14 protein-coding genes are annotated in these 15,691 nt (G+C 41.0%); 8 read left to right on the forward strand and 6 right to left on the reverse strand.

Features of this window, described 5'->3' with window-relative positions; genetic code table 11:
* Position 1: 1 nt before the first annotated feature.
* Positions 2–889 carry a lysophospholipid acyltransferase family protein gene (locus ACEQ81_RS09360; protein WP_411030619.1) on the reverse strand — a complete coding sequence of 296 codons (888 nt, stop codon included), beginning with the start codon at positions 887–889 and terminating at the stop codon, positions 2–4.
* A gap of 60 nt (positions 890–949) precedes the next feature.
* Here ACEQ81_RS09360 and ACEQ81_RS09365 point away from each other — a divergent pair, with 60 nt between their 5' ends.
* Positions 950–1,597, forward strand: a complete 648-nt coding sequence (locus ACEQ81_RS09365; protein ID WP_411031039.1) for a rhomboid family intramembrane serine protease — start codon at positions 950–952, stop codon at positions 1,595–1,597.
* A gap of 159 nt (positions 1,598–1,756) precedes the next feature.
* On the forward strand, positions 1,757–3,400 hold the full coding sequence (locus ACEQ81_RS09370; RefSeq protein WP_411030620.1) for a hypothetical protein: 1,644 nt from the start codon (positions 1,757–1,759) through the stop codon (positions 3,398–3,400).
* 48 nt (positions 3,401–3,448) lie between these two features.
* On the opposite strand, the gene ACEQ81_RS09375 is transcribed toward ACEQ81_RS09370, so the two are convergent.
* A complete protein-coding gene (locus ACEQ81_RS09375; protein ID WP_411030621.1) occupies positions 3,449–4,555 on the reverse strand; it encodes a redoxin domain-containing protein in 1,107 nt (368 codons plus the stop codon).
* Between the two features lie 101 nt (positions 4,556–4,656).
* A complete protein-coding gene (locus ACEQ81_RS09380; RefSeq protein ID WP_411030622.1) occupies positions 4,657–5,154 on the reverse strand; it encodes a hypothetical protein in 498 nt (165 codons plus the stop codon).
* A gap of 88 nt (positions 5,155–5,242) precedes the next feature.
* Between ACEQ81_RS09380 and ACEQ81_RS09385 the strand changes: the two genes are divergently transcribed.
* Complete coding sequence (locus ACEQ81_RS09385; protein WP_411030623.1) at positions 5,243–8,155, forward strand: FAD-binding and (Fe-S)-binding domain-containing protein; 2,913 nt, start codon at positions 5,243–5,245, stop codon at positions 8,153–8,155.
* On the opposite strand, the gene ACEQ81_RS09390 is transcribed toward ACEQ81_RS09385, so the two are convergent.
* Entirely contained in the window at positions 8,144–8,995 is an 852-nt protein-coding gene (locus ACEQ81_RS09390; protein ID WP_411030624.1) for a UDP-2,3-diacylglucosamine diphosphatase, read from the reverse strand. The genes ACEQ81_RS09385 and ACEQ81_RS09390 overlap by 12 nt on opposite strands.
* 187 nt (positions 8,996–9,182) lie before the next feature.
* On the opposite strand from ACEQ81_RS09390, the gene aroC reads away from it, so the two are divergent.
* The 5 genes from aroC to ACEQ81_RS09415 all read left to right on the forward strand — a co-directional run bounded on the left by aroC (position 9,183) and on the right by ACEQ81_RS09415 (position 14,671).
* Complete coding sequence (gene aroC / locus ACEQ81_RS09395; protein WP_411030625.1) at positions 9,183–10,247, forward strand: chorismate synthase; 1,065 nt, start codon at positions 9,183–9,185, stop codon at positions 10,245–10,247.
* Positions 10,248–10,308: 61 nt separating this feature from the next.
* Entirely contained in the window at positions 10,309–11,634 is a 1,326-nt protein-coding gene (locus ACEQ81_RS09400) for a dicarboxylate/amino acid:cation symporter (RefSeq protein WP_411030626.1), read from the forward strand.
* 18 nt (positions 11,635–11,652) lie between these two features.
* Positions 11,653–12,684 (forward strand): glutathione synthase, encoded by a 1,032-nt coding sequence (gene gshB / locus ACEQ81_RS09405; RefSeq protein ID WP_411030627.1) that lies wholly within the window; start codon positions 11,653–11,655, stop codon positions 12,682–12,684.
* On the forward strand, positions 12,677–13,492 hold the full coding sequence (locus ACEQ81_RS09410) for an N-formylglutamate amidohydrolase (RefSeq protein ID WP_411030628.1): 816 nt from the start codon (positions 12,677–12,679) through the stop codon (positions 13,490–13,492). The genes gshB and ACEQ81_RS09410 overlap by 8 nt, the downstream gene beginning before the upstream one ends.
* Before the next feature lie 6 nt (positions 13,493–13,498).
* The gene (locus ACEQ81_RS09415) at positions 13,499–14,671 is read left to right on the forward strand and encodes a flavohemoglobin expression-modulating QEGLA motif protein (protein WP_411030629.1); all 1,173 of its coding nucleotides are present in this window, start codon (positions 13,499–13,501) and stop codon (positions 14,669–14,671) included.
* 11 nt (positions 14,672–14,682) lie between these two features.
* On the opposite strand, the gene ACEQ81_RS09420 is transcribed toward ACEQ81_RS09415, so the two are convergent.
* Entirely contained in the window at positions 14,683–15,102 is a 420-nt protein-coding gene (locus tag ACEQ81_RS09420; RefSeq protein ID WP_411030630.1) for a hypothetical protein, read from the reverse strand.
* A gap of 70 nt (positions 15,103–15,172) precedes the next feature.
* A complete protein-coding gene (locus tag ACEQ81_RS09425; RefSeq protein WP_411030631.1) occupies positions 15,173–15,586 on the reverse strand; it encodes a thiol-disulfide oxidoreductase DCC family protein in 414 nt (137 codons plus the stop codon).
* Between the last annotated feature and the right edge of the window lie 105 nt (positions 15,587–15,691).

A 15,691-nucleotide genomic window follows, 5' to 3' on the forward strand; every position in this document is an offset into this window, starting at 1 on the left:
TTTACTGAAATTCTTGGGGCACTTTGTGGCGGTGTTTCCAACGGCGGTGAGACCATAGATAATATTCTGGGGCTTCTTCAATCTGCTTTTCGGTCTCCCTTAGAAAACGATCTGTTATTTCCCGTTCTTCAGTGTTTGCCCCCGATTCGGTAATTGGGATAAATTCAGCATTGTAATACCCTCTTTTTACTTTGGATACTTTGAGGAAAACCACGGCCAGGTCCAATTTTCTTGCCAAGGCTTCCGCCCCTGTGAAGACTGGTACTTTAATCCCCATAAATTTACTCCAATACTGCGCTTTGGATACCATGGGAGATTGGTCGCTTACCATGCCAAAAACTCCTATGACATTGTTTTGCTTGTTTCGCATCACCGTTTTCACGGTATCTTGTTGGGTTATTGGTGTGGTGTTCCAACGGCTACGAATCTTTTTAACCAGGGCCTCAAAGTATTTATTTTCAATCTTTTGATATACGGCATACCCCTTGGAATTTACATAGTTGTTAATGCTTACGTTCCATTCCCAATTGGCGTAGTGGGAACAGACCAACAGCACGCTTTTTGTCTTTTCCAATTCTTGCAATACCTCAATATTACTAATCGTGTATTTTTTTTTAACATCTTCCTTGGAGAGGTCCATGGTCTTTACCATTTCCAAAAACGTATCGATCAGATGGCTATAAAATTTTCGTTTTATAATGTGAAGTTCCTTATCCGTTTTTTCAGGGAAAGCAAGTCGAAGGTTTTCGTCTACCACCTTTTTTCGGTAGCCGGCAACAGAATAGACCCAAAAACAAATAAAATCAGAAAATGAATAGAAAATTCTATGGGGTAATTTGGAGATAATCCACAATAAAGGATACGCCAAAATATATACGATTAGTTGCATTGTTCCTGAGCAGAATTTGCACAAATATAGCTATATTTGGCACCAAACCTTATATCTATGATGGATTTGCATCTGGCTACGATTCTGATAATCGCCGCCAATGTTTTAGTGTCCCTGAAAGGATTTAGCGACGACTTATTTTTTGAGCGATATAAGTTTGGTATTGGAGCCATACAAGCAGGCCAGAAAGAACGTATGGTAACTTCCGGGTTTTTGCATGTTGATATAACACACCTGTTCTTCAACATGTTCACCTTATATTTTTTTGCCGATGTGGTCATCAACTGGTTTGGGCCTTCCAAATTTGTGATCATTTATTTTATAAGTCTGATCGCAGGAAGCCTGTTAGCACTTTTTTTTCATAAGCAAGAACCTTATTATAGCGCGGTAGGTGCAAGTGGTGCGGTCACCGGAATTCTGTATGCTGCCATATTATTGCAACCCAACATGCAACTGGGGTTAATGTTTATACCCATTCCCGTTCCTGCCTATATTTTAGGAATAGGCTATCTGTTATATTCTATCTACGGCATGAAAAGCAGATTGGGCAATATTGGGCATACGGCACACTTTGGTGGTGCTATCGGCGGGTATGCTACCACGCTATTATTTAAACCAGATCTTATCTTTTCGGATACCCTAATGGTAATTTTACTTGCGTTGCCAATCCTTATTCTTTTTGTCCTTGCAAAGGCGGGAAAAATCTAATTTCACTTACAATTTAGATTTTAACTTACTTGTAAAATAAGACTATTCTTACTTATGTGGTAGTTCATCGAAAAACGTCCCACTAAGAAGTACTATTATGTGCTTTTTGCCGTTCCCGCTTAACCAAATCCAAAGAGTACAAAACTAAAACTACTTATAATGAAACGAGTTTCCCAACTGTTTTTGGCTTCCATGGCCTTTCTATTTTCCTGTAGTGATGAAACTACGGTTTTCAAAGATGATCTTCAAGAGGATGTAATATTAGAGAATAGCGAAGCAAAGCTTCAAAGCGCCATTTCATACGATAAATCGGGGGTACTCGATATCTTGGATGAAGAAACACTAGCCAACAAAGGTGCCGGCACCGGTAAGCCTGGTGATGCAGGTGATTATCCCCTAACGTTGGTTGCGCAAGTTACTCCGCCTTCATATCGCGGCAATAACTCTTTAACAGCCTCCCATGTAGATGTAGATGGTGATTACGCCTATGTGGCCTATAACAGTGTAGGAGAAGCCTATTTTGGTGCCATAGATGTAATCAATATAAGTAACCCCAATAGTCCTAGGGTTACCTCAAGACTGTTCTATCTAAATGCGGATATCAATTCCATTAAATACGAAAATGGTTATGTTTATGCAGCCGGTGGCGTAAATGCAGAAACTTCAGTACGTGCAACCTCTAATTCTTTTATAGCCAAAATAGTGGTATCCAATGGTAGGCTAAATACAAGTGCAGGTATTACCTATGGCTTTCAACAAGGGTTTAATGCCAATGATGTACGCGTAGAGGGTTCCAGGGTACTGTCCACAAGTGGAAAAGATGGCTCGTTGACCGTGTACAATAAAAGCGATATGAGCATTGAAAACGAGATTCCTTACGATGATCTAAGATCGTTGGACATAAACAATAATACCATAGCGCTCTTAAATGCCAGTACAGGAATAAGTGTTTTGGATGCCAACTACCAATTGATAAAGGAAATTGCAATCGATTCCGATTTTGGAATTGCCACCAAAAAGACTATAGATTTTAACGGAGATAAAATTATTGTTTCGGAAGGGTCCAAAGGGGCCGGGGTATATAGTTTTTCTTCTGGAAGTTTATTGGAATACATACCTATTTTAATCGACCCGGAAGGAGTAGACGATTCGGATGTGGTAACCAATGCGGTGGCTTCCAACAAAGAAGTAATATTAATGGCCAATGGAGGAGCAGGGCTTTGTTTATCCGAAGATAACGGTAACAATGCGGACTTGGTAGGTATTATAGAACTAGAAGGATCCATTAATTATGTAGAGTCCAAGGACGATTATGTCTTTGCAGCCTCGGGGAAAGAAGGGTTACAGATAATTAAACTGAACAGGCCATCGGAGAGTTTGGCAGCAACCTGCGCAACGCTTGCTGCTTATTCTGGCAGTTCTAACTTAAACGTAAATCAAGGTGATGATCTTGCATATAGGGGATCTAAGAGGTTTAATGATTTTAATGTGAACGGATCTTTACTTCTTTGTGGGTCTTGGACCGTTAGGCAAGCAGCAAACATCAACAGCAATGCACTATTTGAAATGAACGGTACTTTTGTAGTTGGCAGGAACAATAGACGTAGAAACGTTGTTGTAAATGATGGAGGCACTGTTAGAATTGAAGGTAATCTTACCATTTATGGAGACTTAATAGTGAACGACGGTGCTACCCTAGAATTTTTAGGTGAGGATTCGGTCGTAAATATTTTCGGATCGGTAGTGCGCAACGGTGTAACCACGGTTACCGGTAATTTTGATGATGTGCGCGATAAATTTTAAGAACACATAAAAAATAAAAAGCCCGGACATTACTTTCCGGGCTTTTTTTTATTGCAATAATTCCGCAATTTTTTCCTCTAAGGCCGGACCACGAAGATTTTTTGCTATGATGGTACCGTTTTCATCCAAAATGAAGGTTGCCGGTATGGCATTTACACCATACAAACTGGCGATCTCGTCAAAATAATCCACATTGGACACATGGTTCCATACCAGACCGTCATCAATAATTGCCTTTTTCCAATCTTCAGCGCGCTTATCCAAGGAAACACCGAGAATGTTAAGGCCTTTATCGTGATATTTGTTGTAAACTTTAACCACATTCGGGTTTTCTGCGCGACAGGGTTTGCACCAGGCTGCCCAAAAGTCCAAAATCGTCACTTTCCCCAAAACTTCATTCAAAGCCAAGTTTTCACCCGTAGGGGTAGGGGCAGAAAAGTTTGGGGCTTTTGCACCGATAGCGGTACTTTTACTTTTTTCCAATTTTTCCTTAATGTCTTGTCCTACCTGTGTGTCTTTGATCTCCTGCGTTAGGGCATCGAACATTTCCTGGACTTCGTTTTCTGGTAACGATTTGGTAGTAAGTACCTTATCTATGATTAGCGCGGAAATCAACGCATTTGGATTATTTTTTACGTAGTCCAATTCATAATTTTTTGCTTCTTCCTGAAGTTCAAAGTATTCATCGCGCAAGGATGTCATACTGCTGGTGTCCCTGGCAAGACTGGCCGCCCTCATATCTTCGTTTATGGATTGGGCCTTGCTTGAAAGCGCACGTGAATCTTTCAGATAGGTCGCAAATAGATCATTTTGTACTGTTCCTTTTATTTTTGCATAGCCCAGACTGTCTTTTTGAGCGCTTATTTTTATCTCACCGTTTTCTAATACCACAGGAATATTCCCTCTAAGCTTATCAACAAACAAATAGTGAAGCTCCGGGGCTGTGGCGGTTCCTGTAAACGCAAACTTACCTTCCGCCACGGTAGCGGTATCTACTTCAACAAGGGTATTTTTGCCATCGGTGGTTTTAAGAAAAACCAGGGTCCCATCTTCAAGGTCACCGCTTAGCGTGCCTGCTATGCTAAAACCTTCGGGGGTACTATTACAAGAGGTCAGTGCTATAATTGCCACTAAGACCAACAATATTCTTTTCATTATCATTTAATTTAGAAAACCAAAGGTACTTATATATAAATACAAAAAAAAGCCCTTAACAAATGTTAGTCAGGGGCTTTTAAATTTTATGGTAAATGCGCTTAGAACTGATAACGAATACCCAAGGCAATGTCAAAATCAAAGTTATCCGAAAAATCGTCATAACCCACTAAACCTATTTCCGGTCTAAAATCCAAAGAAAGTAATAATGGAAAATCAAAATTGTATTCTACACCAATGTTTCCGGCTGCAAAGACAAAAAGTCCCCCATCCGGATCATCTCCATTGGGGATTGGTTCAAAGTCTACATTTCCCAGTCCGCCCCCTAGGCCGTAGTACCAGTTAAAATCGCCATCAATAGTATGTACCCATTGGTACAAACCACTCAGTTTAAAGGCGTCAAAATTTCTGTTATCCCTCCAACCAAGGTTCACTTCCAAACGGTTGTATCGAGCAATGGATTTTTGATAGGAGATTTCGGCACCAAAGCCATCGCTATCCCCTAAGCGCAAACCCAGCGCATGGTCCGATATTTCTTGGGCCCCAACTGATACGGTCGCAAAAACCAGGAATGTTGTCAATACTTTTAAAATCTTCATAAGGTTCTGTTTTTTGTATTAAAATTGATTTGATGATAGTAATGTTCAGTTAATAAAAACTTATTTTAGCGGTCAAAATTGTTCAAAGTTGGATAAAATTTTACTAAAAGACCTACAGAATAGCCTTGATGGTACCCTACACTTCGACAAATTAACTACAACATTATACGCTACGGACGCCTCGGTGTACAGAAAAATACCTTTAGGGGTATGCTACCCGAAAACTACGGCGGACATAAAGAAACTTGTGCATTTTGCCGTAGAAAACAAAATTGGCCTTATTCCTAGAACCGCCGGAACTTCACTGGCCGGACAATGCGTGGGTGAGGGAATTGTTGTGGACGTTTCCAAGCATTTCACCAAAATTCTGCATTTGGATGAATCCAAAAAGCAAATTACCGTACAACCTGGGGTGGTAAGAGACGAGCTGAATCAGTATTTGGCACCTTACGGCCTTTTTTTTGGTCCCAATACCTCAACGGCCAACAGGTGTATGATAGGGGGTATGGTGGGTAACAATTCTTCTGGGACCACATCAATACAATACGGAGTTACCCGCGATAAAGTGGTGGCTATGAAGACCATACTTTCAGATGGCAGTGAAGTGCTGTTCAATGCGCTTTCCGATACGGCTTTTCATCAAAAAATAGCTTTGGAAAGTTTTGAAGGAAAACTATATAAAAATATACATAAAGAGCTATCATCCAATGATGTAAAGGAAGAAATAATAAAAGAATTTCCAAGACCGGAGATCCATAGGCGAAATACCGGATATGCCGTAGATGAATTACTTAAGAATTCGGTTTTTGGGTCTTCAAATGAAGAAATAAATTTATGTAAACTACTCAGCGGAAGTGAAGGTACCCTGGCATTTACTACCGAAATAACCCTACAATTAAATACCACACCCCCAAAGTTTTCTGCCATGGTAGCCACGCACTATAAAACCTTGGAGGATTGTTTAAGTGATGTGTATCCGGTTATGCAACATAGTTTACATCTCTGTGAGATGATGGACAAGGTGATCTTGGATTGTACCAAGAATAATCGCACCCAACTTGCCAATAGGTTTTTTGTTGAAGGAGACCCTGCAGCCATTCTTATGTTGGAAGTAAAGGCTGATGATGAAAACTCCTTGGATCAACAAATCGAAAAATTGTTGGATACCATTAAGAATTCCGGAAACAGCTATGCCAGTCCGGTTTTAAAGGGTGACGATATCAATAAGGCCATAGAACTTCGCAAAGCGGGGCTGGGACTTTTGGGAAATATGGTCGGGGACCGTAAAGCAGTGGCCTGTATAGAGGACACCGCAGTAGCGCTTAAAGATTTGAAAGATTTTATTGGGGAATTCTCCCAAATAATGAAGAACTACGGACAACAGGCGGTTTATTACGCGCATGCCGGTGCAGGAGAACTGCATTTACGTCCCATCTTAAACCTAAAGAAGTCCGAAGACGTAAGTCTTTTTAGAAATATTACAACCGATGTGGCCAAGCTTACCAAAAAATACAAAGGCTCCTTTAGCGGTGAACATGGAGATGGTATTGTTAGGGCCGAGTTTATCCCCTTAATGATTGGAAATACCAACTACGAATTACTTAGGCGTATAAAATCTTATTTTGACCCAAATGGTATTTTTAATCCAGGGAAGATTGTAGATGCATATCCTATGGACGAATCTTTGCGCTATGAAATAGACCGTGAAGAGCCAGTGATAAGCACATTGATGGATTTTGATGATAGTGAGGGCATACTTAAAGCGGCGGAAAAGTGCAACGGTAGTGGCGACTGTAGAAAAACGCACCATATGTCCGGGGGGATGTGTCCAAGTTACCATGCCACCAAAAACGAAAGAGACACTACCAGGGGCAGGGCCAATGCGCTTCGGGAGTTTTTAACACATGCGGATACTGCCAATGCCTTTGACCAAAAGGAATTGAAAGAAGTCTTCGATCTATGCCTTAGTTGCAAAGCTTGTGCCAGCGAATGCCCAAGTAATGTGGATATTGCCGCCCTAAAAGCCGAATTCTTATATCAATATCAAGAAACCAACGGATACAGTTTTAGGAGCAAACTCTTTGCGCATAGTACACGGATGAATAAATTGGCAAGCAAAGTATCGGGCATTACCAATGCCGTTTATAAATCCAAAATACTGGGTAATTTGGTTAAAAAAACTTCGGGTGTTGCAGTAGAACGCCAGCTTCCCTTAGTTTCAAGTTTTAATTTTGATGAACACTTACAAAACTTTAAAAATAAACATAATACAACTAATAAAAAGGTTGTATTGTATATTGATGAATTCACCAATTACCTCGATATAGATTTAGGCAAGGATGCCATTGAGCTTTTGGTGCGTTTGGGTTACGATGTACAGCTGTATTATGCCGAAAGCGGACGTACTTTTATTTCCAAAGGGTTTTTAAAAGAGGCAAAAAAAATTGCAACGGATAACATGAAGGCCCTAAAAGAGTATGCCGACTTAGGGCTGCCTGTAGTGGGTCTGGAACCTTCTGCCGTACTTACCTTTAGGGACGAGTACAAGCGTTTTACCAATGATAAGGAAATGGCACATGCCATTGCACAAAATGCTTTTCTTATCGAGGAATTTTTGGTCCATGCCATAGAAACAGGCGAAATAGAAGCAACAAGTTTTACCACTGTCGCCAAAACGGTCAAAATACATAATCACTGCCATCAAAAAGCCTTATCCAATCAGAAGGTAACTTTTGATATACTAAATCTGCCCAAAAATTACCAAGTCTCCATTATTAGTTCTGGATGCTGTGGTATGGCCGGATCCTTCGGTTACGAAAAGGAACATTACGAACTTAGTATGCAGGTGGGTGAGCTAAAACTGTTTCCGGCAGTTCGTAAGGCCGCTGCAGATGTTATTATTGCGGCCAATGGCACAAGTTGTAGGCATCAGATCCATGATGGTACGGGTAGAAAGGCAATGGCGCCAATATCCATTCTAAAACAGGCGCTAATCGATTGATTCTTTGTCTTTGGATGCCTTCATAGCTGTAATGGAGGCAATAAGATCGTTCATATCCATCTGCTTTAAATCCTCATCGGCAAAGAAGGGAGAAAGTTTGTCGTGGTTATAACGATAAATTTTCCAGCGTTTAAACGAGTACTCCAAGGCGGTAAGATTCTCTACCCAATCACCAGAATTTAAATAGGTGCATTTGCCATTTTTATTGGAATAGACCTCTTTTTTTGGTTGATGGATATGTCCGCAGATCACATAGTCGTAACCATTCTCTATGGCAAGGTCCGCAGCGGTCTTTTCAAAGTTATTGATGAATTTTACGGCCCTTTTAACACTGTCCTTTATTTTTTTGGAAAGGGAATAACGTTCCCGGCCCAGTTTGGAAAGTACCCAATTTACCAGCCTGTTTATAAGGATCAGCATATTATACCCATAGCCGCCTAATCTGGCCAACCATTTGGCATTTTGTATGGAGACATCAAAAACATCACCATGAAAAAACCAGGCTTTTCTACCATCCAGGTCTAAGGTTAACTTATCTTCAATGTTAAAATTACCCATGGAGGTATTACTGAATTTGCGTAACATCTCATCGTGGTTTCCGGTAATATAATGCACCTCTGTACCATTGGAGGCCATTCCTATGACCTTCTTTAGCACCTTTAAATGCGATGCAGGAAAGTAACGCTTGCTAAACTGCCAAATATCAATGATATCGCCATTGAGTATCAGTTTTTTTGGTTGTATGCTGTTTAGATATGCAATGAGCTCTTCGGCATGGCAGCCATAGGTTCCCAAATGAACATCCGAAATAACGACTAAGTCAATTTTACGTTTTTTCAATGCAGTACGTTTAGGATACAAAATAAACCCATGGGTATAAATTGATGGTAAAATTGAAATCAAGATTTAATGAGTATAAGGTTAAGATTGCATTAAGGCCGTAGAGCATTTGTTAAGCCACCATTATGGCTTAGGTAATTTTGGTTTTAGCTGATTTAACATTTACCTTTGGACGAAATTTAACGCTATGGCCGGCAACACATTCGGAAACCTTTTTAAACTAACTACTTTTGGAGAATCTCATGGGGTTGCCATCGGCGGTGTTTTAGACGGTTGTCCTTCTGGGATTATCATTGACGAAGAAGCGGTTCAAAAAGAATTGGATCGTAGAAAACCCGGACAATCTGCTATAGTTACCCAGCGTAAAGAACCCGATACCGTGGAATTCTATTCCGGAATTTTTGAAGGAAAGACTACAGGGACGCCCATTGGTTTTGCCATCCATAACACCAACCAAAAATCCAAGGACTATTCACATATCAAGGATTCTTATAGACCATCACATGCCGATTACGTATACGATCAGAAATACGGTTTTCGCGATTACCGTGGTGGTGGCCGCAGTTCTGCAAGGGAGACTGCCAGTAGGGTGGTGGCCGGGGCCATTGCAAAACAGTTTTTAAAAGATGTTCGTATCAATGCCTATGTTTCCCAAGTGGGCACACTAAAATTGCAAAAAAGCTATAAAGACTTGGATCTCTCTTTGGTAGAATCTAACCCCGTTCGTTGCCCAGACCCGGAAATGGCAGCTAAAATGGAGGCTTATATAAAAGATATTCGAAAAGAAGGGGATACGGTTGGGGGTATTATCACATGCGTGGTTCAACATGTACCCGTAGGTTTGGGTGAACCGGTTTTTGATAAGCTGCATGCAGAACTGGGGAAGGCCATGCTATCTATAAACGCCGTAAAGGGTTTTGAATACGGTAGCGGTTTTGACGGCGTTAAAATGAAAGGCAGTGCCCACAACGATAGCTATAATCCGGATGGCAGTACCAAGACAAATAATAGCGGCGGCGTACAGGGCGGTATTAGCAACGGTATGGATATTTACTTCAATGTAGCTTTTAAGCCCGTGGCTACCATAATACAGCCATACGAAACCATAGACCGTGATGGCAATAAGGTAGTTACAATAGGCAAGGGCCGTCACGACCCCTGCGTTGTGCCCAGGGCCGTACCCATCGTAGAGGCCATGACTGCCTTGGTCTTGGCGGATTATAGTCTGCTCAATCGCTCCATCAAATTATAAAATTCCCTTTTTTAGTGGTTTTCCGCGCAAAATAGTATCTTTCTATCCTAAAATAAATTTTATGAGGAAGTTAGAACTGCACTGGCAGATTCTTATAGGAATGGTAGTAGGATTGCTGTTTGGTTATGGCATGCTACAAATTGGTTGGGGCAAGGAATTTGTCATGGATTGGATAAAACCTTTCGGTACCATTTTCGTTAAACTTTTAAAACTGATCGCCATACCCTTAATCCTAGCGTCTTTGATTAAAGGTATATCGGACCTTAAAGACATATCAAAATTCAGGAATATTGGACTGCGAACTATAGGCATATACATCGGCACCACCGTTGTGGCGATTACAATAGGCTTGGTACTTGTGAACATTATGAAACCAGGGGATGGCATCTCCGAAAATACCATAGACAAACTAACGGCAACCTATGCCAATGATAGCGGGGTAACCTCCAAGTTAGAACAGGCTTCCAAACAAATGGATAGCGGCCCATTACAGTTTTTGGAAGATATGGTCCCTGATAACGCCTTTGGCGCACTAAGTGATAACAGTCTTATGCTCCAAGTAATATTCTTTACTATAATCTTCGGCATTTCCATGCTCTTGATTGGAGAGGAGAAAGCCAAGCCCATGAAGAAATTTTTTGATGCACTAAATGATGTAGTGCTGAAAATGGTGGATCTTATTATGCTTACCGCACCGGTAGCCGTATTTGCGCTACTGGCCAATGTGGTGGTTTCCTCTAGCGACCCCGATTTGCTCTTGGCCCTATTAAAATATACAGGGGTAGTGGTGCTGGGATTGTTTTTAATGATCTTCTTTTATACGATGGTGGTATCACTATATACCAAGAAAAACCCTTTTTGGTTCTTAAAAGAAATTAGTCCGGCCCAACTGCTGGCCTTTTCCACCAGCTCCAGTGCAGCAACCCTACCCGTAACCATGGAAAGGGTAGAGGAGCACATAGGGGTAGACAAGGAAGTTACCAGTTTTGTATTACCTGTGGGAGCTACCATAAATATGGATGGCACCAGCCTTTATCAAGGGGTAGCGGCAGTTTTTATCTCTCAGGCCTTGGGATTCGATCTTTCATTTGCGGATCAGCTTACCATTGTGCTAACGGCCTTGTTGGCATCTATAGGCTCAGCGGCGGTACCAGGAGCGGGTATGGTAATGTTGGTCATTGTATTGGAGGCTATCGGTTTTCCGGCAGATAAATTGGCTATTGGCCTTGCGTTGATTTTTGCGGTAGACAGACCATTGGATATGTGCCGTACCGTAGTAAATATTACCGGTGATGCCACGGTGTCCATGGTAGTTGCAAAATCGGTAGGGAAATTGGGGGAACCCAATGTAAAGGAGTGGGACGACCATTTAGACGAAGTAAGATAGAATTAAAAGTCTTTAAAAATGAATATATGTTTTTTAATGTATCCCTGGGAGGAGATAGATCCTGAAAACGATACTAGTTTGGCCTTGATTCACGAATGTGTAAAACGAAATCATGGGGTAGCCCTATGCAGTCCGGCGAACCTTACCATCAGAAATAGCGTTACCAATGCCTTCTGTACGGTAATTGGCAGAATGGAGAAAGTGTCCGGAAATTTAAAAACCTTTTACAAACAGGCCACCCTTAGGGAAGAGATGCTTCCGCTAGCGGGTTTTGATGTAATATTTATGCGGGCCAACCCGCCTTTAGACCCTATAATGTTAAATTTTCTGGACTCTGTTAAGGACGATGTGTTCATTGTAAATTCGATTCAAGGTTTACGAGAGGCCAACAATAAATTGTATACGGCTGCTTTTGGGGATTCGCACAGCAATATTATTCCGGCGACCCATGTATCCAAAAACAAGAATTACCTGGTAAGGCAGATCAAGGAATCTACCGCGGATAAGATGATTTTGAAACCGCTCAATGGTTTTGGGGGCTCTGGTGTGATATTAATTGAAAGGTCTGCGATGTCTAACATAAAATCGTTATTAGATTTTTATGTAACTAATTCAGATGGAAGTTCTAATTACGTTATACTTCAAGAATACATTGAAGGAGCGGATCAGGGAGATGTTCGTATTTTATTGTTGAACGGCGAGGCCATTGGTGCCATGAAAAGGGTACCCGGGTCGGACGATCATAGGTCTAACGTATCTGCAGGTGGTTCCGTAGCCAAACATCAATTGACCAAACAGGAAAAAGCACTTTGCAAGCAAATAGGTCCAAAGTTGGTAAAGGACGGTTTGTTCTTTGTGGGCATAGATGTAATTGGGGGTAAATTGGTTGAGGTAAATGTAATGTCTCCTGGTGGCGTTACTTACATGAATAAAGTTTACAAGACCAAAATACAGTCCAAGGTCATCGATTTTGTTGAAAGTAAGGTGCTAGATCAACTAAAGGCTTTCGATAGACGGTCTAGATTACGTAGCGAGGTAGACAATGCTTAGGCTTTCCATTTCAGATATAATTTCGCGTATACAATCGGAAACATGCTTCGAAGCCGTTTCCCAAGATTACGCGTTTACCATCAAGATAGCAGATTATGCCCCCTATATCTGCGGGGCCGTACACGATGGACATCAATTTAGAAAATCGTTATGGGAAAATTGCTTGCACAGCGAGTACGATCGCTGGTACGAGGAAGACCCTTGTACCAAAGAAATGGTGCAATCACACCCCATAGTAATAGCCGGTTGTGATAGTAGGTTCGAATACGACCTTAACAGGGCTCCGGAAACGGCCATTTATACCGATGCCTGGGGCAAACAACTTTGGAAGACCCCTTTAAAGGAAGAAGAGCGTACCCTAAGCTTAGAAAAGCACAAGGCTTTTTATACCGTGGTACATGCACTGGTATCTCAGATCGAAAACAAATATGGGAAGGCCCTGGTTTTTGATATGCATAGTTATAACTGGAAACGATGGAACAGGGAAGTGCCAACTTGGAATTTGGGTACAGCCAATCTAGACAACCAGCGTTTTGGGGGTTTGGCGCAGGCGTGGAGCAATAAGTTGGGTAGCATGCAGTTGCCAGGGGATGTAAAATCGAGCTCAAAAATCAACGACACCTTTATGGGCAATGGTTACTTTTTGAAGTATATTACAAAGCACTTCGATAATACCTTGGTATTGGCCACGGAGATTGCAAAAGTCTATTGCAATGAAGAGACTGGCATACTATACCCGGAAGTGGTACGTGCCGTAGAAGAACAATTAAAAGACTTAATACCACTACAGGTAAACGAATTTAGATAATGGGTTATGGTTGAGGAAGAGAACACCCTGAGCATTGAGGAGACGTATAAGGATTTGTTTGAAATAGATGCAAACTTAGATCGTTTGGTAAAACGAATAGAGTTGTTGAGCTATGTTAACCCTTTGAACATTGAAAAGGAGAAACATCGGTTTTTTGCCTCTAAATACAGGGAAGCTCCCATATTTAAGTATCCCAAACTAAAATTTGACCCCTATAAACTTCATAGGCTGTTCTTCTCGCAACGGTTGGAACGTATTAAGGACGACCAGATCCGAGCGCTTTATCAGGATATTATTTATTACTATGCCAATATGATACAGTGCATAGAAACCATAGGTGAGGAGAAGAAATTCTACTACAATTCCCTTAGGATCTACGGAACCCCTACCGAAAAGGACGTACATAACGCCAAGTTTATATTGCACTATGAGGATGAACCTGCCACCGGGGATATGGAAAAGATATATACGCCCGATGAGGCAAAAGCGTATTTTGAAGACTTTGCCAAACAATATGATTTTCCCTTGCACATACGTTTTTCTACCAATATTGCTGCCGATGCCATGGTAAGCAATATTTCGCGTACCATGCTAATTAAAAAGAATGTTAAGTTCAGTAAAAACCAACTACTTACTCTGGCGCATCATGAAATTGGCGTCCATTTGGTGACTACCTATAACGGTTTGCAACAACCACTTAAGATATTTTCCAACGGTTTTCCTACCAATGTAGAGACCCAAGAAGGGTTGGCCGTCTTTAGCGAATATATGGGATCGGCTTTAACATTAAAACGACTTAAAGAATTGTCTTATAGGGTTTTAGCCTCAGATAGTTTAATCAAAGGTTATAGCTTTTCCGACACCTTCGATTTAATACATAACCAATACAAATTAAATAGGGAAGAAGCATTCAGTATTACGCTAAGGGCACATAGAGGTGGTGGTTTCACCAAGGACAGATTATATCTCAGTGGACTCCGAAAAATATTTAAACGTTATAAACAAGGTCAAGACATGGATACGATGCTCATGGGTAAAGTTACTTTGGAGTATGAGGATATTATAAAAAAACTCGTTGCCCTTGGATTGGCAAACGATATTACCCATAAAAACTTAAGTTATTCTCAAAACTTGAACCAAAACAGTACTTTGGATTTTATTTTGAACAATTTAAAATAGTTTATTCCCTTCTACCTGAATTGCAGAATAAACCCGTCCGCACCGCTACCGTTAGAGGTTTGGTTTTGGTCTATGGTAAGTGAATTGGTGGTAGATGCTATACCTCCAAATTCTTGATTGTCGATAATCATAAAAAGTTCCCCATCCACATCTAGAATGGAATATTCATAAGTCCCTGAAGGCAGGCCGTCATAAATAGTGTCGGTATTGTTATTGTTTTCCACTTCAAGCGTACCACTATCTGGGGTAAAAGACCAAATAATAGTGCCTTGGACATAATCGTCATTTATTCCGGCAAGCCCACCACTAATATTGCTCACATGCCATTCGGCAGTGAACACTTCTAAGGGTAGATTAATACTATCGTCGCTGTTACACCCAAAGAGGAAGCCTATACAACAGAGTACAAAAGCCAAGAGTTTACTTTTCATAGCACAAAGATTACAGTAAAAGGATGATAAACTTATGTAGAGGTTGCTTCTATGTGGTCTACTTTCGTAATTATCCCAAAAACTTGGCCTTTAGCTCTGGCGTTGGAATCATACAGGCATCTTTTTTACCAAACCAGGCATAGCGGTTTTTTGCAATGATGTCATAAAACCAATCCCTTATAGTATGGGGGATACCCTCAAAAATGCCCAACAACTTCCAGCCTCCGCCAAATTCCTTTCCTATTTTTAAAGCTGCGTCGGATTTGGTGTAGTAGGCCACACCCGGGGCTATTAGGATAATGGAATCTACCTTGGAGGTATCTATTTTGCGATCGTTAACTAATTGTTGGCCAATTTCGCTTTGCAGGGCCGCATACCGAAAGGTATCATGTTTATCTCGCTTAATGATAAACTGTATTGCACCATTGCACAGATTACAGACCCCATCAAAGAGTATTATTTTTTTATCGATTTCCGATTCCATCACTTCTTTTCCGCTACAAGTTCTGCATAGCGTCTACAAAAATACAGCTAGTTTCTTAGATAAACCAGCTTCTAGATACAGCATTTCCATATGAAATTATTTACA

This window comes from Spongiimicrobium sp. 3-5 (assembly GCF_046557915.1).
Taxonomy (GTDB): Bacteria; Bacteroidota; Bacteroidia; order Flavobacteriales; family Flavobacteriaceae; genus JBHEBG01.